The following is a 23,744-nucleotide window of genomic DNA, read 5'->3' as shown; positions in this document are numbered from 1 at the left end:
AGGCTGGATGTTATTGGAGTTAGAAATAAGTTTTTCTCTCTTGAAACTTCCATCTTCCTTAAAATTTAAAGTTTAATCTGGCAAAAACCTGTCTTCCGGAAAATCCCATCTGCACAGGATCAAAAATACCGCCGGATTCTGTATTTCCATCACTTACCTGAGTGGTTTGCAGAGTAGGATATCTGTTGAACAGATTCTTACTGCCCAGGGTTAGGTTCAGATTCTTGCTAAATTCGTAACCAAAAGAAAGGTCGGCTGTTACTTTTGGATTGTAGAGCTGTTCTGTACCATCATAACCAATCAGGGTAACCTTATCAAATCTTACCAGTTGAAGATTTGCATTGAATTTACTGATCTTATAATTGAGGTTTAAATTCACTTTTGTTTTCGGAGCAGAAGCAAGGATAAAAGCCTTTTCTCTTTCGCTTAGGTAAATATTTTCTTTCCCTGCCAACAGTTCCGAAGTATTCACTTTAGTGATTTCCATATCATTATAGTTTCCGGCTAAAGTAGCGGTTAGTTTTCCGGAACCGATATTTTCTGTATAGCTTAAGATCACATCAACTCCTTTTGTTTTCGTATCAATCGCATTGGAAAAGAACTGTACCTGGTCAATATAAGGGTTCTCTTCCTGAACGTTTGCGGGTAAGTCTGCCTGTGCGAAATATCCGGTAAGAACAATTCTGTTTTTTACCTGAATGTAATATCCATCCACTGTCGCTGTGAACTTTCCTGTGTTGAACGTGAATCCTGCACTTCCGTTCACGGAGGTTTCCTGTTTCAATTGAGGAATTCCAAGGCTGCTTGCGATGTTGCTATCATTAGATGCGAGCTGGATAGTGACTAATTGCCCTCCCTGGAAATTGGTAAACTGCTGGCTGTAATATTTCTGAGCCAGAGAAGGCGCCCTGAATCCCGTTGAAACAGAACCGCGGAATGCAAACTGAGGAGTGATAGCATACCTTGTTGCAAACTTACCATTCAAAGTACTTCCGAAATCATTATAATTTTCAAACCTTCCGGCAATGCTTATCATCCAGTTTTTAGTCACATCCAATTCAGTATCTATGTATGCCGCAAAATTATTCCTGCTTTTGCCGATATCGCTGGAATATCCAGGGAATCCCTGAGATCCGCCCGGTCTTACATTATTGTCATTTAAAGGATTGGTGACCAGTAAACTTTCAGGGGTGTCTGGTGTCACTGGATTTCCGTTCTTATCATACATGGTATAGGAAGCTTCTTCCCCTTTGATAATGTCAAATTTTTCATACCTGAACTCGGATCCGAAAGCAATATTAAGCCCTTCCAGTACTTTGAACTGTTTCACAGCGTTAAAGCCGGTTGTATTCTGCAGCAGTGAATGTCCTCCGGCATTAAAGCTTGTAGGAGATTTGATTCCTAAAGTTGCATTAATGGTATTGTCAATTTGGTAGGTAAATCTGTTGTTGCCAAATGCATTATAAAAGTCTACATCCCAGCCCGCAACTTTAAATTTTAAACCGTTATCAAAGGTGAAGTCTGTAATGCTTGTGTTTTCAATCGGATTAAATCCTGCCGGGTAAACTTCAGGAATATTTCCATCTGCATCTGCTGTTCTTGTCCATGCGTAGGCTTTAGTATTTCTGTGCGAAAAGCCTTGTCGGGAATAAAACTTCAGTCCATCTGATAAAGGAAGCTCAATATTTCCGAAAAAGTAAATGTTCTGAGCTTTTGCATCTCCGAAACGCTGTCTTGGGGCTGGTGGATCATTGTAAACATCCGGATTGGCATTTCGTATGGCGTAATCTTTATTCACAAACTCTACGGTAAAATTCCCAAAACCCCCTTTTGAACCTATTTTCGTTCCTAAATTCCCACTGAAATCAAAGGTGGTTCCATCTGCTTTGTGATCTGAAACCACATCATTATTTCCGGGACTTTTAAAAAGATTCATTCCATAAAATGAATTTCCTTCAAAACCCTTGTCTCTGTCGTTGAGAATAACATTAATTACTCCTGCGATAGCATCAGAGCCATATTGGGCTGCAGCGCCGTCACGAAGCACTTCTACTCTTTTTATGGCACCAATAGGAATGGTGTTCATATCATATCCGGTGTTTCCTCTCCCTTTGGTTCCGAAAAGATTGATCAGTGATGACTGATGGTATCTTTTTCCATTGAGAAGAAGTAAAGTCTGATCCGGTCCAAGACCTCTTAAAGTAGCCGGATCTACTGCATCAGCACCGTCAGATCCTGATTGTTTGTTGGAGTTGAAAGATGGTGCAGAAAACTGTAAAAGCTGGTTGATTTCTACTTGTCCTGTTGACTGGCTTACCTGTTTAATGTCGATGATATCAATAGGAACGGGAGTATTAACCACTGTTCGTTTTTTATTTCGGCTTCCGGTGATTGCTACTTCGTCTATTTTTGATTCTTTAACGGTATCCTTTACCTGCTGTGCATAAGAGAAGGCGGAAACTCCAAGGAAGATAATACTGATGTATTTTACTTTCATATTAATGATTTTGAGTGATGATTCAATCAAAATTATCAATATTTATTTTTAAATCAATGATAAAATTAAATATTTAGTATGAATATATTAATTTGTTGTTGATTAGTGCTAAATTAGGAAAAATAATAACTTAATATTAAAATTTAATGAAAAATTTTAATATTAAAAGCTGGTAATGATTCTGTTAATTCCTTCTTCCAGGATTTCTTTTGATGTAGAAAAGCAGATTCTGATGTGTCCTTCCGCTCCCTTTCCAAACCATCTTTCTGAACCGGGTACAATGGCAACTTTTCCCTGTTTTAAAACATGCTGGGCAAATTCATCACTGCTCATTCCGTTTTTAATTTTTGGAAACAATACAAACGTGGCTTCAGGAAGATTAGGCACTACAATTTCTGAGTGGTTTAATAATGTGAAAGCAAGATCCCTGTTGTTCTGCAAATGAGCTAAGAATTCCTTGTACCAGGGCTTTGCTTTCTCCAGGGCAACACTTCCGGCAATCTGGGATAATGTAGAAACACCTTCAATTGTTGAGTTGAAATTTGATTTTTCAGTGAAATCTTCAAGAATATCCTGATCACTGCACAGCACAGCCCCGATTCTCAGTCCGGCAATTCCGAATGATTTTGAAAACCCATACACCGTAAAGCTTTTTCTCTTTGCTTTTTCAGAAACGGAAGAATAGGTATAAAAGTCTTTATTGTCATAAATAATATCACTCCAGATCTCATCACTCATTACCCAAAGATCATGTGCCGCTGCAATTTTTGCTACTTTTATTAATACTTCTTTAGGATAAACCTTTCCGAGCGGATTGTGCGGATTGCATATGCTGATAAGCTTGGTTTTAGGACTGATTAAAGAAACCAGTTTTTCAAAATCAATTTCTCCTGTTGTTGTATCTACAGGGCAAAGCATTACTTTACCTCCTGCTGTTTCCACCGATTTTTTGAAAAGAAAATCTACAGGATCCAGAATAATGGCTTCATCTCCGGGAGTAAGAACATAGGATGCGATCAAAAACATTCCCTGGGCAGCACTGTTGACGGCCAGAATATTTTCAGGGGCAAATTTTCCGTGTTTTTCTGTATTAAAATGATCTGCAACACTTTTCCTGAATTCCGGAAGGCCGGAAAAAGGTCCATAGCTCAGGTAGCCGTCTTTAAGATATTCAATAATTCCCTGTTCTATTTCAGGAGCCGTCCGGAAGTCCGGATCAGCAGCGGTAAGAGGAATAATTCCGCCTTCCAGGGTTGCCCATCTTCCGTTGTAGGCCTTTCTTTTCAGAGCTTCAAAGTTGATATCGTTATTGGTAAACATATTTATTTATAGGATATGGGTAACATATTTTCTGTTTGTTGGCTCAGCGGGAGCAGGAACTGATCTAATAAAGTTCTTCCATTGTTGATGTGAATCTCAATTTCAGGCTTTCTTTCTGTTTCATATCTGCTGAAGGTTTGTTCTATATTGTCTTCTTCAACTAAATATTTAGTTAGAATGAAAGAGTCTTTCAATGCAGAAGTAACTCCCTGGCTGGTAAATGGGATCAATGGATGTGCTGCATCGCCGATAAATACAATGTTATCCTGGTAAAATGAATTCAGTTTTTCTAATTCATACACACACCATAAGTGCACATTTTTATAGTCTGATTTCTGTATAATTGAGGGAACTACCGGATGCCAGTCTTTAAAAATCTCAAGCATATATTTCTTTAGGTTCCCAACAGAACACTCGTTGATCATATATTTTTCATTATCAAACTGTGAATACCAGAGAACAGTATTATCAGAAAGCTTGAGAATCCCGAAGGTAAGACCGCCTTCCTCATGATGAAATTTTATGAAATCATTTTCAATAGCATCTGCAATCTCTTTATCGTGAATGATATTGACGACTTCACTTTCCCTTACCATTTTCATGGTTTCATCTTTAAAAAGACTTCTTCTGATACGGCTTCTGGAGCCATCGGAAATGATTGCTATCGCTGCATCGATTTCAGTGCCGTTGGAAAGCATCAGTCTTCCTTTCTGCCTGTCATTTGGAGTAACGGTTTCTTCATAAGTAATCTTTTCAGGAGAAATATTTTGAGCCAATAAATTAATTAATGAATTTCTTGATATAGCGAAAACATTGCCCAGTTTTTTCTCTCCCAGAATTTTCCCGGTGTGGGAATATTGTATGTATTTCTTTAGAAATCTTCCATGCTGAAAAAGGAGGTCGGGCTCAATAATCTCATAAAGATAGTTCATCCCTTCCTGCGGAATGAGAAAGCCATGACCCGCCAGATCCTTCTTTTTTCTCCTTTCATAAATGTGGTAGTCGATGCTATGCTTTTCTAAATAATTCGCCATGCTTAAACCGGAAATACCGGCGCCCACGACAGCTATTTTGTTCATTTTTCGGAATAACGGATTTTTCAGGTTTTTTTAAGTAGTTTGAATCTGTTTTATAAGATCGGCACAAAATTATAATTAAAAACCTTCACTATTTCAAAAATGAATCAATTTGATTGGGTTTTATGAAAAATAAATGAAAAGCATAAAAAAACCGGAAAAATTCCGGTTTTATGATTACGCTTTTTCAAGCTGTACGGTAAAGTGTCTTAAGATTTCCGGTTCCCAGGTGATCTTATATCCTTTTGCTATTTCTTCACGTCTTTCATATACGTTTTTGATAGCAGCAGCAATATAATCCATATGGTTATTGGTATAGGTTCTTCTGGGGATTGCCAGACGTACCAATTCTAATTTAGGATAGCGGTTTTCTCTTGTAGCAGGATCTCTGTCTGCCAGTAACGTCCCGATTTCTACGGTTCTGATTCCTGCTTCTTTATAAATTTCAAGTCCTAATGTCTGTGCCGGATATTCTTCACGGGAAACATTCGGAAGGAAGTTTAATGAATCAATGAATACGGCGTGCCCCCCGATTGGTTTCTGAACAGGGATTCCGTATTCTATCAGTTTGTTACCCAGGTATTCAACCTGTGAGATTCTGCTTTCTAGGTAAGCAAATTCAGTGGCTTCATCAAGACCCACTGCTAGCGCTGCCATGTCTCTTCCGGCCATTCCTCCATAGGTAATAAATCCTTCGTAGATAATCGTAAAGTTGGAGGCTTTTCTGAATATTTCTTCACTATTCAAAGCAATGAATCCTCCGATATTTACCAATCCGTCTTTTTTGGAGCTCATTGTCATTCCGTCCCCGTAAGAGAAAATTTCCTTACAGATCTCTTTAATGCTTCTGTTTTCCTGCCCGACTTCTCTTTTTTTGATGAAATAAGCATTCTCAGCAAATCTCGCCGAATCGAAGAATACAGGGATTCCGTATTGGTCAGATAGCGCTTTCACAGCTTTCATGTTTTCCAAAGAAACAGGCTGGCCGCCGGAAGAGTTGCAGGTAATTGTAATTAAACAGAAAGGAATGTTTTCTTTAGGGTGGCTTTTGTAAACTTCTTCCAGTTTTTCAAGGTTGATATTTCCTTTGAAAGGGTGAAGATCATTAATGTCAAAAGCTTCATCAATTGTACAGTCGATAGCGTGTGCCTTTCTGATTTCGATGTGTCCTTTTGTGGTGTCAAAATGCGAGTTTCCGGGAACTATGTCACCTTCTTTTACCAATACTGAGAAAAGAACGTTTTCAGCAGCTCTTCCCTGATGGGTTGGTAATAAATATTTGAATCCGGTAATTTTTTCAACAGTCTTCTGTAGTTGCTCAAAAGAACGGGATCCGGCATAGCTTTCATCTCCGGTCATCAAAGCAGACCATTGTTTATCAGACATTGCCCCGGTTCCGGAATCGGTAAGCAGGTCAATATAAACCTGTGAAGATCTTAAGTTGAAAAGATTATAATTAGCATCTTTAAGCCATTGCTCTCTTTCTTCTCTGGTAGATTGGTAGATTTCCTCCACCATTTTAATGCGGAAAGGTTCCGCGTACGGTAAATTCATGAGTTAAATTATGTTTTAAATTGTTTTGTAAAGAAAATGTGCTTGAAAATAATTTTTCAAAATTCATCAATGGTATAGATAAGATGGGAAAAGTGATTATTCCGGCGCCTTAAATATATTTTCATCAGAATGGAATCCGGCTACACCGCCGCTCACTGCAAACTTCATAGCAGAAGCTGCTGTCATTCCCACTACAGGTTTGATGTTTTTTTCTTCAGTAACAATTACCCAGCCCGAGATGGCGTACGAGTGGGGAAGATATACCGCAACGTAATTATGCTTTTCAACGTCTGACATTTCTTTTTGAGTTAAAAAACCGATTCTCCAGATCTCCGGATTTTCATTGGTTTTTACCCATACAGGATCGTTGAATTTTTTCTTGTCGCCTACGAACGAAGACATCACGTCTTTCGTAGGTGTGTAAATGTGTTTTATTCCCGGAGTTTTCTCCAGTAAGCTGTCCATTGTGTCGAAAAAGAATCTTCCGACCACGAATTTATTACCCAAATATCCTAAGATCGCAGTAAACAGTATGATTGATACAAAAACAAGCCCCGGTACCTGCTTGGCCAAAGAGGGAATAAGATTGTCAATTGCACTTACAATATACCAGATTACAAAAATGGTAAGCCCGATAGGACCAATAATAACTAAGCCCTGAAAAAAATTCTTCAGGAAAAGGTTGGCAATATTTTCAAAGCTTGGCTTTTTCAATGGGTGCTCTTTACTGTTTGTTTTTAACCGTGAATGGTTTCTTTATTTCCGTAGGATTTAATAATATTGGCTTCATATTCCAGCCACTCTTCCCAGCGCTGGTTTACTTTTTCAGGGTTTCCAAGCTGTCTTGCAAATCCGATGAATGTTGTATAATGATTGGCTTCAGAAATCATGAGTTCTCTGTAGAAAACTTTAAGCTCTTCGTCTTTTATGTTTTCCGTAAGCACTTTAAATCTTTCACAGCTTCTGGCTTCAATCATGGCCGCAAACAGCATTTTGTCTACGATGAGGTCTTCTCTGCTTCCCTGAATGATAAATTTTGCCAGCTGGTTCACATAATCATCTTTCCTTGCTCTCCCAAAAGTATAGCCTCTTTTTTTGATGAGCTCATGAACCTGATTGAAATGATCCAACTCTTCCTGGGCAATGGCAAGAAGTTCAGTCACAATTTCAGGATATTCAGGAAGCATCGTGATCAGTCCAATGGCATTGGTAGCTGCTTTTTGCTCACACCATGCATGATCTGTTAAAATTTCTCCAATGTTTCCTTCTGCAATATTTGCCCACCTTGGATCGGTAGGAAGTTTCAACTTAAACATGTTGTAAAATTTTTGTAAATTTAAGCAAATTGACGTAAGAAATATGACTTTATTTCAATTTGATCATTAAAGTCTTAAGAAGCGGTCTTTCTTCTTAAGAATTCCAGAATCTTCCAGCCTGATGTGTCTGCTTTTTTCAGTCCTGCTGAAATAAGGAATGCCAAAATGATATTAACAATATAAATAATAACCATCAAAATCCACCACGGCATATATTCTTTTAACGGAACTACTAGGAAATAGACCAGTGAAGAACTGATTCCCTGTGCAAAGTAGAAGAAAATAGCATTCTTTCCAATATAGGTAATGAGGTTTTCCTTTGTGATTTTTAAACGGTTATAAAGTACAAACAGTGTTACCAGAGAGAATAATGCCCAGATAATATAAGGGATTTTTGGAGGGAATTTATTTTTGTTGATTTTATAGAAGATATCTCCTCCATAGTACCAGAACATCCATACGAGAGCTGCCCCTACAAGTCCATATACTATAGGAATTGCTTTTGAAGGAATCTTTTTTCCACGCATTTTATTCCCTATTAAGAATACCGCAAGATAAAAAGTGACATATCCCACCTGTCCTGTTGGGTAATATTCCGGGAAGATGTTGAATAATAAGGTTAAAGCAATACAAAGCCCGATGAACCAATTGAGATGTTTTGGAAAAAACCTTAGGATCAGCACTCCGAAAACAGTGAGTATATAATAGACTTTAAGATACCAGAAACTTCCCATTACTACCGGGAACGTATCTGCATTAGTATATTGGTGCAGGTACCAGTTTCCGAGATTTTCCCATTGCGGATATATTGAGATGCTTGTTGTGGAATATTTAGATCCAAATGTGGAATAAAAGCTTTGGAGCCATTCCATGGAAAAGAAACTGAGTCCAAACACTTTAAATAAGTAATCTAAAAAGAACAGGAGCGTTACAAAAATCATATATGTAATCTGCAGTTTCAGCAGACGGTAGAATGTTTTTTCGATATTGGCTGCGGATGTAATACCACTAAGCGCATAAAAAAGGGCTACGTCAAAAACAAGCGAGAATACTCTTACTTCTGCAGGAATATAAAACTGTCCGGACCAGAATGCTGTATGGATAAATATGATGGAAAGCGTAGCCAGCCCCTTGGCAAAATCAATATAGAGATCTCTGTTCATTATAGAGTGCTTGGATTGTTTGTTTTTTTCAAAAATACAAACAAATTGATTGTATAAACATAAAAAAAGGTTAAAAACAAAAAGGGACGGAACATAATGCCCGCCTCCTTTCTTAAATATGCTAAAAATGAATGTTCTCGTTTATTGAAGATGTTTAAATTCTTCTGCAGAAATTTCTCCTGACTGAATTTTTCTCAGCTCATCTATATATTGACTCATGTAGGCGTCAATTTCAGGACTCACGGTGTTTTTACCCATCTTATAGGTACCGTTCAAAACTCCCTGATAATAATAGAAGAAGTTGTAATCAAAATCGGAAGCATTAAGGTCATATTGACCTAAAAGGAATCCTAAACGAACTGCTGATCTTCTTTGTGCAGGAGTTCCATGATGTCCGGGATTGGTGGTCTGATAATCTCCGATGCTTTGTGCAAACTCGTAGGCTGCTGCAATTTCGGAGAAATTGGTTTTGTTGTAGCCATTTGGTCTTCTCAGATAATATCCTGCAAAACCATCTGCTTCAAGTTCGTTTGGTCTGGCAGTATTTTCACTTACAGAAGGAAGCCCGAAGATATACTGCAGCTGATGTCCATATTCATGAGCAAGAATCATTGCGTTGACAATATCACCGCCTTTTGCTTTTGCATCATAATAGATAGCATAACCATAATAAATTCTTCCATTACCATAAGATATGGCATTGTAGGTAGAATTAAAATTGGTAGGGTCATTCACAAATCGCAGAATAGGATTACTTCTTCCCCACAGGCTTGCAATTTTAGTCATTTGGGCATTCATAAAATTGGTGTCTGTGGAGTTTTGAAGTCCGGTCACTAAAACAGAATTATTGCTCCAGTTGTTGTCTACATAGGAGCAGATTTTTTCCAGATCTCCGGGTTGATCAATTTTAGCACTAAGTGCTTCTTGCTGAGGTTGAACATTGTTGTCCATTCGGTCATCACTACATGCTGTCAATGAACTTACAGCGATGGCGCCTGCCAGTAAGCAGAGATTAAAGTTTTTTTTCATATACAAATCAATTTGGTAAATCGAAGATATGAAATTATCTCTTAAGTGTGAGTACTTTATTGTTAAAAATTATTCAAAACATAGTGAATAGGATTTAAATTAAAAAAACATTGCTTTGATTGTAAGCTATTTAGAAATTTATATGTATATTTGCACCTCGAAATAACTAAAAATTTATAAACAATGTTTGCAATTGTAGAAATAGCAGGGCTTCAATACAAAGTTGAGCAAGACCAGAAGTTGTTTGTAAACCGTTTAAAAGGAGATAAAGGAGGAAAAGTTTCTTTCGATAAAGTTCTTCTTACTGTAAACGGTGCAATCACTGTAGGCGCCCCAGCTGTAAACGGAATCACTGTGGAAGCAGAGATCCTTGACCACGTAAAAGCTGATAAAGTAATCGTTTTCAAAAAGAAAAGAAGAAAAGGTTACAAAGTGAAAAACGGTCACAGACAATCTTTAACTCAAATCGTAATCACTGGTATTACAGGTTTTGAAGGTGGAGCTAAAAAAGCTGCTGCTAAAAAAGAAACTGTGAAAGGTGAAGTTCTTTCAGACAACGCAACTGTTAACTTTGGTGAAGATCACGAGCTGAACTATCACTTAAAGAAAAACAACTTGTCTCAGTCTAAAGAGAACAGAGAAACTTTAATTACTTTAGGTAAAGCAGTTAAAGTTGAATTAGAAAAGAATGTTCTTACTCATGAAGAAGTAGATGCTGCTATCATTAAGAACATCGATCAATTTAAAGCACTTAATAAATAATCCAGTAATAAAATGGCACACAAGAAAGGAGTCGGTAGTTCCAAGAACGGTAGAGAGTCTCACTCTAAAAGATTAGGTGTGAAGATTTTCGGAGGACAAGCAGCTATTGCCGGAAATATTATTGTTAGACAAAGAGGTACTCAGCACCACCCAGGTGATAACGTGGGAATTGGTAAAGATCACACTTTGTTTGCATTAGTAGATGGTAAAGTAGTTTTCAGAAAGAAAGCAAACAACAGATCTTTCGTATCTGTAGAGCCAAACGCATAATTGTAAGCGTTTTATAAAAATTAAAACCTCAGTTTTTACTGAGGTTTTTTTATTGGCTGATTTTCATATATTCATTTGTTCGTGAAATATTTTATATTTGTTAACTGTTTAGTTTGGGATCAGTTGCGATAGCCGAAAAGCAAAAAGAGTAGGCAAACAATAAAACAAAATATCATGAAAAATGTAAGAAAATTAACCAGAAAGAATTTAAAGGAAGTAACCGGAGGTGTAGCAGCAGAATGTCCTTCTATGTTTCAGTCTTGTGATCAATGGTGCAGGTGGTCCGCATGGCAGAAATCACACTGCATGCTTTCCCAGCCGTGTACAGAATGTTTTGAATAGTATCAGAAAGTATAAACAGAATCTTCGTTAAGATAAAAAGTAGCGCTGAGCCTTTAATAGTATTCAACATTTTTTAAGTATTAAAAAAAAGTTAAATAATGTCTCATGGTTGTGAAATATTGATATATTTGTCCGTAATAAAAAATCATTGCGGAAGCCGAAAAGCAAAGAGAGCAGGCAACAAATAAAACTAAACAACCATGAAAAATTTGAAAAAACTAACGAAAAAAAGTCTTAAAGAAATCAATGGAGGAGAGGGTACAGTATGGTGTCCACCAAAACCAATTACTTCATGTGGTACATGGTGTGGACTGACAAAGGAGCAGAAAATGTGTTGCCTCCTTGATGTAGAAGAACCTTGCGAATGTTTTTAAATATCTGATTTTATAAAGCTGAAAATAAGTTCGGCGGCTTCTTTGAAGCCGCCGAAACTGTTTTATATTCTATGCTGTTTAGAAACCTAGCTGAAATCCCGCTTTAACACCGAATTTTGATATATCTGGTCTGTCAAGATAATTTCCTCTCCAGTTAAAATCAACTCTGAAAATTCTAAGGTTTCCGATCCCTATATTTTCAATCCCGAATCCGTATTCATAATATATATGTTCGCTTGGTGCGGAATATCTGAAACCTTCCACGTTGATTGCCTTGGAAGCATCACTTAATGTTCCGTATGCCCCTCTGATAAATGCAACTTCTCTAAGCTTCAGTTTCTTAATTAAGGGAATATAAGAAAGGATCTTTCCGTTAAAATGGTGTTCCAGCTGAAGTGTGGTATAGGCATCTGCAACAAACTCATAATAGTTAAGCTGAGAGAATGTATTCGGTACCAAACCATAGGAAAGATTGGCCGGAATGATGTTTTGTAATGCTAGAGGAACGGTGTTGAAGTTCTTTCCTGCTTCGAAATTAACCACTAGCTTACCCATACTTCCAATCAAAAACGGCTTGTTAAACATAAACTGCAGTTTGTCATAATTAAAGTCAGCATTAAACAAACCTTCAATGCCTCGGGTGTATCTCAACACAATCGTTGGAGCCAGGTTTCTGGCCTGGTAGCGGTCAATCCCGGTTTGTGGAAACTTAGCTCCGGGTTTTGCGATTAAGCTTATGGTAACGTGAGAGTCATTCACTGTTTTTCTTAGCTGGCCATCTTTGTAATACATCAGGTTGAACTTCTCCGGAATAGCAGATTTGATACTCTGCATGACTCCATCTACTCTTATCTGGAAGTTTTTCCAGGGTTCAATAGCTGCAAAAACACTAGTTTTATTTACAGAACTTAAAGAAATGTTTTCTCCTCTTGCGAAAAAAGTACTGGAAGATGAAGATAGCGGGGTAACCCCATCACCGGATGTAAGCTGTCCTCCAAGCTGAACGATATCTCTGCTGGTTCCTGCCCCAATCATAAAGCGGTTAAGCTTATTGAACATATATCTTGCCTCTACGCCGTATTTAAACTGTTGATCTTTGAAACCATAAGCTGTGTAAAACTGGGCTCTCCAGGTATCATTCAATCCGAAATAGGTTCTGGCTCCTAATCTTATTCTGTCACCCTCTACTTCATTTCTTCCGTAAATAGAAAAAATAGGACCGATATCTATCCCTTTAAAAGCGTTGTAATATCGCGAACTAAGTGTTTCAACCAGTTTTACAATACGGTTGAATTTCGGCGTCTGCTGAAGCTGGTCAAGCATATTGTAAACTCCCTGCTCTGCTTTGGATAACGTGTCTGGTCTCGCTTTGGTCCAGTATGCTTCATCTTTATTGGTGAACTTATCTTCGTATTCTTCTTCCGTCCTTTTAAATACTTTCGGATCAATAGGTTTATTGAACTGATAATCAGAATAATCTACTGATCTTCTGGCTATGATACTTTTTGCTCCTTTCTTTTTTGAGAAGGGGCTCATTTCAAATTCCGTGACCAGTTTTTTAGGAAGAAAAGTAGTTTCGTCAGGATTATCATATTCCAGCTGAGTGTAAACACTGTTGACAAAATTGACATTGATTTTCTGCGTCGATTTCAATGTAGCGCCTAATACAGCATAGGTATCCGTATCTATGTAAAGATTTCCCTGAAATGCAAGGATATCTTTTCGTTTAGGCTGGTACCTGATCTGAAAGGCTTTTTCCCCACGAATAGTAATGGTGTCCATAAGACTGTAATCGTAGGTGCTGAAGCCATCTGTTCCCACGGGGCTCTGAAATCCGATATCGAAATAATTCAGGGTATTGTCGTAAATATTAATATCACGGTACAAGTTTTTAGCTGACACCGTAACCACCTGGTTGTCCTGAAAGCCTGAGGTTTTTTGAGCGACTAATGTTCTTTTGCTATCCTTATCCGGTTTGTTTTTACCATAGTTTTCATAAACAGCTTCATTTAAGAAAATAGGAAGCCCAAGTCTTCCACTGGCCGTAGAATCAGCATAGTCGAAAATGAAATCCAGTTTGTTGAAAATCTTTTTCTTCATAAAAGTACTGTCCAGATTGTTCAGGTCAAACTGTGTTTTTTCATACTCTTTATAGGAATAGGTATCGAACTTTTCCAGTCCGTTATTTCTTTTTTGTGACCAAACTTTCTGCATAATGGCATAAGCCGGGTTTTCTTTTTTATTCTTATATTTAGTCTTTCCGCTTTGAAGAACAATTTCCTGGATATCACTTACCTTGGCCTGTGAAAGCTGCACAAAAATATTTTCTGCATTTTCCGGAGTGATATCAAGAGTTTGTGTCGTATAATTTTTTCTGGAAAATTTTAACTGATGAATAATGCTATCCGACTGAATGATAAAACTCCCTGAAGTTGTTGTCAGGGTAGGAGTTTTGTTGTCGTTGATGAAAATATCAACTTTATTCAGTTCTTTATTGTTCTTTTCGTCAACCACTTTACCGGTGGCTTTATTTTGCGCACATACGGAACCGGCGAGAATCAGGAAAAAAAATAAGAGATAGTGTTTTTTGGAGTTATTGTTTAACATCATTCGTTTCTTCAGGCAATTAGCATAAACAAAAAGCATGCAGTTTATTAAAAAAAGAGGCAAAAAAATAAAATATTTTTATTCTATACTATAAAACGACAAAAGTAACAAAATAATATAAGCATTACCTAAAAATTAATAAGTAAATTTTAATGCTTAAAGGATAAGAATCAGAGGATTAATTAAAGGAATAAAAATGCCTAATTGCTGTTTGTTCTACAGCTTTTTACAGAATTTATAAAAATAAAAAAGACTTACAGAAATGTAAGTCTTTTTGCTCCTCCTGCTGGGCTCGAACCAGCGACCCTCTGATTAACAGTCAGATGCTCTAACCAACTGAGCTAAGGAGGAATGTCCTTTGTTTTAAGTGGTGCAAATATAATATGAATATCCGTACTAAGCAAGTTTTATCCTTTATTCTTAGTGTTTTTTAACTAAAGGTATTGAAATTCAATAAGAAATATTTTTACTTTTTTTAATTCATTTCTGAAATATTCTGACCAATAGTGGAATAACTTCAGTCCGTTCCTGAAACAGCGATTCCTTATCGTTGTTTCAGTATCAGATATTTTTATCTGCGATCAGATAACGTGGTATATTATTTACTTCTTTAAATCTTTAAGAATTTCCTGAACAGCTCGGTCCAGTTGGGGATCATTGTTCTGAAGGCGGTCCATAAAGGTATTTTTTACGTAAATATCAGGTTTTACACCTGTTTTTTCAAGGTTCTGCCCATCCAGAGTATAAGTTCCCCATGAAGGCAGCCTATAAGAAGATCCGTCTACCAGGCCTTTGGCAGAAGTGAAAATAATCCAGCGGTAAGTATCCTGTCCTATAATTTTGCCCAATTTCAGGGCTTTGAAACCGGCGGCGGTCATTTCGGCATCACTTAATGAAGCTTCGTTGATCAAAAGCACAATAGGCTTTCCGGAAGGAGCAAAGTTCGGCTGTGTGGTAATTTTTCCTTCACGGTATTTCCATTGGAGATAAGGTTTTTGAGAGAGGAAGTTGAGGACTTTATCGTGAACATTTCCACCTGTATTGTAGCGTAAATCGAGAATAACAGCGTCTTTTCTGTTCTCCTGTTCCACCATATCCAGAAGAAAGCGGTCCAGTTCATCAGTAGACATATTTTTCATGCACGAATAAGCAATGCGGTTATTGCTAAGCTTGTCAACGCGCTGATGGTTGTTGTAGATCCATTCGTCATAAAGCAATCCTTTTAATTCCATATTGGAGATAGGGTGTACTTTGGTGGTTACATTTTTACCATTACGGTTGAACGTAAGTATAAGCTCATCCTGTTTTTTAGGAGTTGTAAAATAGGTTTCGCGGTTTTCATTAGGATCCACCTTTCTTCCGTTGACTGCAATGAGCTGGTCGCCGGGTTTAATATCAACACCAGAGCGGAAAGCAGGAGATTTTCTCAGGATACTTTCCACAACATAAGGCTGGTCTTTTTTGAAAATAACCCCTGTTTCGTTGGTGAAATAGTTCAGGAACATTGTTTCCTCTTTTCCGGTTGAAGAAAATCCGGTGTGGGAGGAATTAAGCTCGCCTAAAAGATCATTAAGTAAAATTCGCAGATCATTTCTGTTGTGTACATATGGCAGATACTTTTCGTATTGCTCTTTTTTCGCTTTCCAGTCGATACCATGGAATTTTTCATCATAGAAATTTTCCTCAACACCAGTCCATGCCTCAGCGTACATCTGGGTAAATTCCGATGCGAGATCTTTATCAAAACTATACTGAATATTTATTTTCTCAGGCTTTAAAGCGGCTACAGTTGTTTTATAAATATTACCTTCGATCAGGGCAAACAGGTTTTTCTCGTTTTTAGTAAGGTAATAAGCTGCTTTATCAAATACTTTTTCGGATTTCGCAGGCTCAAAATCAGTGAACACCTTTTTGTACAGCTGTCTTTTTCCATTATCCTGATTGGAATTGAATAACAGGATTTCCTTTTTATCATCTGCAAAAACGGCTGGATCATCCTGATAGCCGTATCGGTCAGTAACCAGCTCGATTCTGTCCAGAGTATCTTCAGAATTTACTTTCAGTTCTTTTATGACAGGCTCTTTTTCTTTCTCTGCCTTTTTCTCTTTGTCTTCTTCTTTTTTATCTTTACTGTCTTTGGTTGTATCAGAAGGTTTTGTTTCCTTTTTTTCTTCAGTAAAAAGGTTGTCGAATTTTTCAGATTTAAAAGGTTCGTCAAACCAGTCGAGAGCCATACGGTAAATATTAGACTTCTGCATTCCTAAAGGATAGGACGGATTGGTTCTGTCGCTGGCAAAATAAATATACCTGCCGTTTGGTGACCAGACAGGATCCTCTTCCGAAACACCGGTATTGGTAAGGTTAAGCGTTTGTCCTTTTTTGATGTTGTAGATGAAAATATCAAGCTCAAAGTTTCTTTTAGCAGAGAACAGTACATATTCATTATTAGGCGAAAAAGAAGGTCTTGAATTTTGGAATGCCCAGATTTCGTCTTTTACAATAGTTGTAGAATTAAAGCTTTTTAAATCCAATAGCCTTACTTCATCACGGCCGCTTAAATAAACTGCTTTTGAAAGGTCATTATTCAGCGTAATATTACGGTTATTGCGTAAATCCTGAGTTAATTGTTTGGGCTGGCCTTTGCCGTCTGCGGGAATCGTAAACCAGTTCTGGTATCCATTATAGGTCTGACTGTAAAGCAGGGTTCGGTTATCTTTCAGCCATTTTACTTCCATTGCGCGCTCTTTTCCATCGGAAACCTGCTGTGCGAATTTTCCTTCAACATCAGAAACAAACAATACGCCACGGCTTATAAAGGCCATTTTTTTACCGTCTGGAGACACATCATAATAGGAGATGTTATTTTCTACATTGAAATTCTGTTCCTTTTCCAATGTTTTATTTGTATTTAGATTGATGTTCAGAGGCTTTGCGCTTTTTGCTGCTGCATCATATATGTAAAGCTGATAGTCCTTTTCAAAAATGACTTTAGACCCATCGGCTGCTGCGAAGGGCTTTTTAATAGAAGTATCAAATTGTGTTAAAGCAGTTTTTTTACCATTTTCAATTTTATAAAGATTGTATTCGCCATTATTTTCATCAGAAATAAAATAAACAATACCATTTTTATCTACACTGGGATTGAAATCCTTTCCTTCGTAGTGGGTGTACTGTTTGAAAGAATTGCTTTTTGGGCTGTATCCGAGAATATCAGGATTGTTTTCTCCTTTATAACGCTTACGCTGTACCTGGTGGGCGCTTTCGGATGAGCTTGTGAAAAGGTATTCACCGGCAGGAGTTTCTGCGAGGCCATTGGTGTTGTTAAAATAATTACTGAAAAGCTTTTGCGGAGTTTTTCCTTCAATGGTAGTTTTAAAACTGCCGAAATTATTATTTCTGCTGGAAGTAAAATAAATCGTTTTGCTGTCCCATGACCAGTTTTCCATTTCATCTCTTCCTGTATGGAAAGTCAGCTGCTTGATTGTTCCGCCTTCTGAAGGCATTACATATACATCATAATTTCCATATTGATTAGAACTGAATGCAAGCCATTTTCCATCAGGGGAAAGACGTGGACTGATTTCTTCTCCGTCCAGTGCGGTAATTCTTGAGGCGTTTCCACCCTTGGAATCTACTTTCCAGATATCGCCGTCATAAGAGAAATAAGCTGTCTGCCCATCCGGGCTTAATGAGGGACTTGATAAGAAATAAGACTTTTCCTGTGCCGAAATCCCGATAATAGAAAATGCTGTGAATAACGAAATAAGAGTTTTCTTCATGGTATAATTGGGTATTTATACAATACTATATGTTGGTTTTATTCTTCTTTGTCATTGTAGAGAAGTATTCATTTGCTGAAAATTTCTCAATCTGTATTACTCTAAAAAGAATAGTCGGATTATTAACAAAATAGTTACAGGAAAAATGCTTTAAAAACTGATAAAATTCAATGAAACAGATGAATATTTCATAAAAACTGAATACAATTTGAAAATATTTTTTAAAGTGTAGGCCGTAATAGTGGTAAAACGCAAAGATTATATTCATTCATCTCATTGTTAAGGAGGCTAAGATGGCGACAATGTCTGATGAAGCTGAGTGAACATTCGCATGCTTAGAAAGAATCAACAAAGTTGATTTTCATCTTTGCTCCCTTAAGAATTAACATCGGATAAGCCTTTGCGTTAAATTTAAATTATAGAGGCGAATATATTCTAATCTTCACACTAATCTGTGTGTTATAGGTCATTAATGCAAAATTGTTCATAGTAAGGCACAAAAAAAGACCTACATTTCTGTAAGTCTTTTTTGCTCCTCCTGCTGGGCTCGAACCAGCGACCCTCTGATTAACAGTCAGATGCTCTAACCAACTGAGCTAAGGAGGAATGTCCTTTGTTTTAAGTGGTGCAAATATAGGACGAATATTTATACCTTACAAATATTTTTTAGAAAAATTTTCAAAAAATTATAACTTCCCTGTAAATACCTTGAAAATGTCGCTTCCAAAGATCAGTAACATCAATCCTAACAGGAAGATAACGCCGATCATCTGGGCATTTTCCAACACTTTCTGCGGTACCGGTTTCCCTACAATAATTTCATATAACGTAAATAAAACGTGCCCGCCATCAAGTCCCGGAATAGGAATAAGATTCAGGAATGCCAGCCATACAGAGAACATTGCTGTAAAGCTCCAGAACGCTACCCAATTGATTGTAAAGCTTCCGTCAGCGGCCTTGTCTACAGGCATATTCTTTACAATTGCAATAGGTCCTCCTACATTCTTATATCCCTGAACTTTAGAGTTGAACATGATTTTGAACTGCTTCACCTGAGTGGTTAATGCTTCAATAGTTCTTGTAAACCCTCTTGGAATAGCCTCTCCGAAAGAATATTTCTTATTGGTTACGATAGATTTTGCAATGCTTTTTGTGTCAATTGCAATACCCAGCTTCCCGTTTTTATCCACAGAAACTGCTGGTAATGTCTGCAAAGCCCCGTTTCTTTCAACGTCTACAGAAACTGTTTTTCCTTTATTTTCACTTAAAAGAGCGCTTACTTGATCGAAGAACACCGCTTTTTTACCGTTGATTCCTACAATTTTGTCTCCTTTTGCCAGTCCTGAAGCCTGAGAAGAAGGAGTTGCCAATGAATCTATGACCATAGAAACTCTTGGAGTGATATACAATTTTGCTTCTCTCTGCTTAAGAACATCAGCTACACCATCTGCATTTACCGGGAACGTAACTTCCTGACCGTTTCTTAGCACGGTAACATGATCACCTAAAAGGATATTAATTGATGTGTTTTCAAGTCTTTCTGCCGGTTTTCCGTCTACGCTGATAAGTTTATCACCGTTCTGGAATCCCATTTTCTTTCCTGCTGCAGTAGCTTCAATACCATTATTGAATTTTGAGATATCTGTATATGTTTCACCGTTAAAGAACGATAGAGAACTGTAAATTAACCACGCAAGGAAAAAGTTAACTGTAACTCCTCCCAACATAATGATCAATCTCTGCCAGGCTGGTTTTGATCTGAATTCCCATGGCTCTGCCGGCTTTTTCATTTGAGCAGTATCCATGCTTTCATCCACCATACCGGCAATTTTAACGTATCCTCCGAAAGGAAGCCATCCGATTCCGTATTTGGTTTGTTCAGGATGTTTTCTCCAGTCATTGTCCGGAAGTTTTGATATATCGATAGGAACTTCTTCCTTCTTTCCGTTGACCTCTATTACTTCAGAATCCGGCAGGTTCTTTGATAAAAACTTATACTGCCATTTTCCGTTGATTTTCTTCATGGAGAATATGGAGAAGTAAGGATCAAAAAACAGGAAAAACTTCTCTGCTCTGGTCTTGAACCATATTGCCGGTAAAAAATGCCCAAGCTCATGAAGAAGCACAAGTATAGAGATGCTCAGAATGAACTGAAAAAGTTTGATTGCTATTTCCATTAATAAATTTTAGATTTTAATTTGCAAAGGTAACAATTATCAAAACTATGCCAAATAAAAAAGCTTCCCTAAACGAGAAGCTTTGTCATATTTAAAGACATTTGTTTATAAATTGAAAGAAACGCCAAGGCTGCCATTGTTACCCACCTCTGCAAAGACTCCTATTTTCTCTGTAAAGAAATAGCGGGCTCCGATGTGAGCGCCAACGCCGAAGTCTTTTCCAAGGACTCCAAGATCCACACCGGGGTAAATGTCCCATTTTGAAGGCAGGTTCAGAGCTTCCTGTAAATGAAAATTCAGTCTTCCAAAAACAAAAACACGATTATCCTTATCGTTGTTTTTATAATTGTCAAAGTAGCCATTAATTCCGGCACCTATTGAAATAAGGTTATTGAGGCCATAGTCATAAGTTCCCGTCACTCCGGTTCCATATCCCCAGGCACTCAGCCCCAGTTGTATTTTCTGATCTCCCTTCCCTGTCCAGGCCTGAGCATTAGCCATGGCCCCAAAGAATAAGATCGTCACCATAAAAAACAATTTCTTCATAAATTTTTAATTTTTAAGGATATTAATAAAAATATCTCTATCAAAAATGAAACCGAAAGAATGCAATGATTACAAAAAGGATTGACTTTAATAAATTATTAAGAAATATAACCTTATTTGCACAGACAAAACTCTTTTTTCTGCCGTTTAATTTCATCTTTTGTAATAATAAAAACCGTATTTTTATACATCAGATTTGAAATAATTTAAAAAGAATAAAAGATGAAAGTTGCAGGGCTTAATTTAGATATCATCTGGAAAAATAAAACTGAAAATTTTAAACTTATAGAAAACGAGTTTCAGAATGTAGAAGCAGAGCTGTTTCTTCTTCCCGAAATGTTTTCAACGGGTTTCTGTATGGATGCTTCTGAAGTTTCGGACAGAAATAATGAATCGCTGGAGTTTTTGAAAAAAATCTCAAAAGAAAAAAATGCAGCATTCTGTGGAAGTGCTCCGGTAGAACAAAACGGAAACTTTTACAACAGGATGTTCTTTATAAAGCCAGATGGCGAAATATCTTTTTATGATAAAAGGCATTTGTTTTCCTTTTCAGGAGAAGATAAAGTGTACACACCGGGAAAAGACAGAGTAATAGTTGAATATAAAGGAATACGCTTCCTGCTTCAGGTTTGTTATGATCTCCGTTTTCCTGTTTTTGCAAGAAATAATGACGATTATGATGCTGTTTTATATGTGGCCAACTGGCCTGAGAAAAGAGTAGGAGCATGGGAACATTTGTTGAAAGCCAGAGCGATTGAAAATCTGTCTTTTGTATTTGGTTTAAACAGAATTGGAACCGATGGAAATGACTTGTTTTATCAGGAAAGTTCTCACTGTTTCTTTGCGGACGGAAAAGAAATCTCCCAAAAGCAGGGTAATCTTGTAACCACAACATTGAATGTGGATGAATTGAGAGATTTCAGAACCCATTTCCAGTTTTTGAATGACCGGGATAGTTTCTCCATTCAATTGTAACAAAAAGGCTGGAATTCAATGAATCTCAGCCTTTTTCTTTTATCTAAACATATTGCTGCAAAAGGTTCGTTAACGTATTCACATCATGAACACCACTTTCCTTCCATAGCATTTCTCCTTTTTTAAAAATAGCCAGCGTAGGTACTCCACGAACTCCGTATTGAGCTGCCAGTGCGGGATATTGGTCTACATCAACCTTTATGATTCTGGCTGCTTCACCCATATTTTCTTTTACCGTATTTAATACCGAAGACTGTACTTTACAAGGCTGACACCAGGTCGCGAAAAAATCTATAAGTACAGGTCTTTCGGAATCAATGATTTCCTGAAATTTTTGTGACATAGTTTAGTTTTTTATGATCTTATGATATTTTGGATTGGCATACAAAATCAGTGATCGGGAATTTTTCCGTCTTTTTGATTCCGTTAAAGCCACCTTCGATTTCAGTAAAATTCCTGATCCCGTGCGAGTTAAGAATGCTTGCTGCAATCATACTTCTGTATCCGCCTGCACAATGAAGAAAGAAGTGTTCAGAATCATCAATCGTACGTGCCCAGTCACTGATGGTATCCAGGGGGTTGTTATAAGCATTGTCGATATGCTCTGCAGCATACTCACTTAGCTTTCTTACATCAATTACTCTTGCATCTGCCGTGAACTGCTCCGCAAATTCAGACGGAGTGATTCTTTTGATTTCATCAGTTTCCTTACCTGCATTTTTCCAGCCTTCAAAGCTGCCTTTAAGATAACCTACTACATTATCAAATCCTACTCTGCTCAGTCTTGTAATGACTTCCTCTTCAGTTCCTTCATCTGTTACCAGTAACAAAGGGTGCTTTACGTCAACGATCAGGGTTCCTACCCAGGGAGCAAAATCTCCTTTCAGCCCTATATTGATAGAGTTGGGAACAAATCCTTTATGGAAATCTGCAGCTCCTCTTGTGTCTAAAATCAATGCCCCGGTTTCCTCTGCCATAGCTTCGAAATCTTCTGGTGCAACAGGATGCAGCCCTTTGTTCATTACGACATCAAGGCTTTCATAGCCTCCTTTGTTTAATGCGACATTCATCCCGAAATATTTCGGTGGTGCTGTTAAGCCATCAAGAACTTCTCTGATGAAAGATTCTTTATCCGGCTGATTAAGAGCGTAATTTGTCTTCTTTTGATTTCCTAAAATATCAACAGTCTCCTTCTGCATGTTTTTTCCACAGGCAGAACCGGCTCCATGAGCTGGGTAAACCGTGATGCTGTCATCCAAAGGCATGATTTTGTTCTGAAGGCTGTCATACAGAATACCGGCAAGGTCCTCCTGAGTAAGGTTCGTGGCTTTCTGTGCAAGATCCGGTCTTCCGACATCTCCTAAAAACAGGGTGTCACCTGTGAAAATTGCAGTTTCAACACCATTTTCATCTATCAAAAGGTAAGTGCTGCTTTCCATGGTATGTCCCGGAGTATGCATGACCTTTATTTTTATTTTTCCGATCTCAAAAATCTGATTGTCTTCAGCAATAATTGCTTCAAATGCCGGAGCAGCAGTAGGTCCGTATACAATCGGAGCTCCTGTTTTTTTACTTAAATCCAAATGGCCTGACACAAAATCAGCATGAAAGTGAGTTTCAAAAATATATTTTAAAGTGACATTATCTTTTTCCAAACGATCCAGATAAGGTTTTACCTCTCTTAGCGGATCAATAATGACTGCTTCATTCTCTGATACAATATAATAGGCACCCTGAGCCAGACAGCCCGTATATATTTGTTCAATTTTCATTGGGTCTTTTTTTTAATGAGTTAAAGATACGAAGTATTAGATAAATTCTAAATGAAATGTTAAATCCCATTGATAGTTTCTTTCAATACTAATTAAACGCACGTTTAATGTGTGTATTTTTTTAGCAAAAAGGATGCCTTACATAATGTTAAGACGGGAATTCTGTTTTTTATCATGTTCTTTTA

19 protein-coding genes and 2 tRNA genes are annotated in these 23,744 nt (G+C 37.5%); 5 read left to right on the top strand and 16 right to left on the bottom strand.

Annotation, left to right across the window (positions count from 1 at the left end):
- Positions 1-58: 58 nt before the first annotated feature.
- The 8 genes from ACP3T3_RS13910 to ACP3T3_RS13875 form a co-directional block, all read right to left on the bottom strand.
- Positions 59-2,497 carry a TonB-dependent receptor plug domain-containing protein gene (locus ACP3T3_RS13910; RefSeq protein ID WP_426476439.1) on the bottom strand — a complete coding sequence of 813 codons (2,439 nt, stop codon included), beginning with the start codon at positions 2,495-2,497 and terminating at the stop codon, positions 59-61.
- A gap of 162 nt (positions 2,498-2,659) precedes the next feature.
- Positions 2,660-3,817 carry a pyridoxal phosphate-dependent aminotransferase gene (locus ACP3T3_RS13905; RefSeq protein ID WP_426476438.1) on the bottom strand — a complete coding sequence of 386 codons (1,158 nt, stop codon included), beginning with the start codon at positions 3,815-3,817 and terminating at the stop codon, positions 2,660-2,662.
- A gap of 2 nt (positions 3,818-3,819) precedes the next feature.
- Complete coding sequence (locus ACP3T3_RS13900) at positions 3,820-4,896, bottom strand: FAD-dependent monooxygenase (RefSeq protein ID WP_426476437.1); 1,077 nt, start codon at positions 4,894-4,896, stop codon at positions 3,820-3,822.
- Positions 4,897-5,070: 174 nt separating this feature from the next.
- Positions 5,071-6,447: a tryptophanase gene (locus tag ACP3T3_RS13895; RefSeq protein WP_426476436.1), complete on the bottom strand. Its 1,377-nt coding sequence runs from the start codon at positions 6,445-6,447 to the stop codon at positions 5,071-5,073.
- A gap of 96 nt (positions 6,448-6,543) precedes the next feature.
- Positions 6,544-7,161 (bottom strand): DUF502 domain-containing protein, encoded by a 618-nt coding sequence (locus ACP3T3_RS13890; RefSeq protein WP_426476435.1) that lies wholly within the window; start codon positions 7,159-7,161, stop codon positions 6,544-6,546.
- A 23-nt stretch (positions 7,162-7,184) separates the two neighbouring features.
- Positions 7,185-7,763 carry a tRNA-(ms[2]io[6]A)-hydroxylase gene (locus ACP3T3_RS13885; protein ID WP_426476434.1) on the bottom strand — a complete coding sequence of 193 codons (579 nt, stop codon included), beginning with the start codon at positions 7,761-7,763 and terminating at the stop codon, positions 7,185-7,187.
- Between the two features lie 74 nt (positions 7,764-7,837).
- Complete coding sequence (locus ACP3T3_RS13880; RefSeq protein ID WP_426476433.1) at positions 7,838-8,926, bottom strand: acyltransferase family protein; 1,089 nt, start codon at positions 8,924-8,926, stop codon at positions 7,838-7,840.
- A 141-nt stretch (positions 8,927-9,067) separates the two neighbouring features.
- Positions 9,068-9,955 (bottom strand): metalloprotease, encoded by an 888-nt coding sequence (locus tag ACP3T3_RS13875; protein ID WP_426476432.1) that lies wholly within the window; start codon positions 9,953-9,955, stop codon positions 9,068-9,070.
- A gap of 183 nt (positions 9,956-10,138) precedes the next feature.
- Here ACP3T3_RS13875 and rplU point away from each other — a divergent pair, with 183 nt between their 5' ends.
- The 4 genes from rplU (at position 10,139) to ACP3T3_RS13855 (ending at position 11,703) form a co-directional block, all read left to right on the top strand.
- Positions 10,139-10,717, top strand: a complete 579-nt coding sequence (rplU, locus tag ACP3T3_RS13870; RefSeq protein WP_110011737.1) for a 50S ribosomal protein L21 — start codon at positions 10,139-10,141, stop codon at positions 10,715-10,717.
- Positions 10,718-10,729: 12 nt separating this feature from the next.
- On the top strand, positions 10,730-10,987 hold the full coding sequence (rpmA, locus tag ACP3T3_RS13865) for a 50S ribosomal protein L27 (RefSeq protein WP_027372929.1): 258 nt from the start codon (positions 10,730-10,732) through the stop codon (positions 10,985-10,987).
- 174 nt (positions 10,988-11,161) lie between these two features.
- Positions 11,162-11,329 (top strand): bacteriocin-like protein, encoded by a 168-nt coding sequence (locus ACP3T3_RS13860; protein WP_426476431.1) that lies wholly within the window; start codon positions 11,162-11,164, stop codon positions 11,327-11,329.
- Positions 11,330-11,529: 200 nt separating this feature from the next.
- Positions 11,530-11,703: a bacteriocin-like protein gene (locus ACP3T3_RS13855; RefSeq protein WP_426476430.1), complete on the top strand. Its 174-nt coding sequence runs from the start codon at positions 11,530-11,532 to the stop codon at positions 11,701-11,703.
- 78 nt (positions 11,704-11,781) lie between these two features.
- Here ACP3T3_RS13855 and ACP3T3_RS13850 read toward each other — a convergent pair whose 3' ends face one another.
- From ACP3T3_RS13850 to ACP3T3_RS13825, 6 genes are all read right to left on the bottom strand, one after another.
- Positions 11,782-14,313 (bottom strand): DUF5686 family protein, encoded by a 2,532-nt coding sequence (locus ACP3T3_RS13850; protein ID WP_426476429.1) that lies wholly within the window; start codon positions 14,311-14,313, stop codon positions 11,782-11,784.
- Between the two features lie 274 nt (positions 14,314-14,587).
- A tRNA-Asn gene (locus ACP3T3_RS13845) sits at positions 14,588-14,661 on the bottom strand.
- A 251-nt stretch (positions 14,662-14,912) separates the two neighbouring features.
- A complete protein-coding gene (locus tag ACP3T3_RS13840; RefSeq protein WP_426476428.1) occupies positions 14,913-18,089 on the bottom strand; it encodes a S41 family peptidase in 3,177 nt (1,058 codons plus the stop codon).
- A gap of 532 nt (positions 18,090-18,621) precedes the next feature.
- Positions 18,622-18,695 (bottom strand) — tRNA-Asn (locus ACP3T3_RS13835).
- A gap of 80 nt (positions 18,696-18,775) precedes the next feature.
- On the bottom strand, positions 18,776-20,266 hold the full coding sequence (gene rseP, locus ACP3T3_RS13830) for an RIP metalloprotease RseP (protein ID WP_426476427.1): 1,491 nt from the start codon (positions 20,264-20,266) through the stop codon (positions 18,776-18,778).
- Between the two features lie 105 nt (positions 20,267-20,371).
- On the bottom strand, positions 20,372-20,812 hold the full coding sequence (locus tag ACP3T3_RS13825) for a DUF6646 family protein (RefSeq protein ID WP_426476426.1): 441 nt from the start codon (positions 20,810-20,812) through the stop codon (positions 20,372-20,374).
- A gap of 222 nt (positions 20,813-21,034) precedes the next feature.
- On the opposite strand from ACP3T3_RS13825, the gene ACP3T3_RS13820 reads away from it, so the two are divergent.
- The gene (locus ACP3T3_RS13820; RefSeq protein ID WP_426476425.1) at positions 21,035-21,787 is read left to right on the top strand and encodes a nitrilase-related carbon-nitrogen hydrolase; all 753 of its coding nucleotides are present in this window, start codon (positions 21,035-21,037) and stop codon (positions 21,785-21,787) included.
- A 43-nt stretch (positions 21,788-21,830) separates the two neighbouring features.
- Here ACP3T3_RS13820 and ACP3T3_RS13815 read toward each other — a convergent pair whose 3' ends face one another.
- Both ACP3T3_RS13815 and ACP3T3_RS13810 read right to left on the bottom strand, forming a co-directional pair.
- Positions 21,831-22,130 (bottom strand): thioredoxin family protein, encoded by a 300-nt coding sequence (locus ACP3T3_RS13815; RefSeq protein ID WP_426476424.1) that lies wholly within the window; start codon positions 22,128-22,130, stop codon positions 21,831-21,833.
- A gap of 19 nt (positions 22,131-22,149) precedes the next feature.
- Entirely contained in the window at positions 22,150-23,559 is a 1,410-nt protein-coding gene (locus ACP3T3_RS13810; RefSeq protein ID WP_426476423.1) for an MBL fold metallo-hydrolase, read from the bottom strand.
- Positions 23,560-23,744: the final 185 nt, after the last annotated feature.

The organism is Chryseobacterium sp. CBSDS_008 (assembly GCF_049959325.1).
Lineage (GTDB): Bacteria > Bacteroidota > Bacteroidia > Flavobacteriales > Weeksellaceae > Chryseobacterium.
The sequence above is the reverse complement of the archived record's forward strand: the minus strand, read 5'-3'. Positions and strand labels throughout refer to the sequence as shown.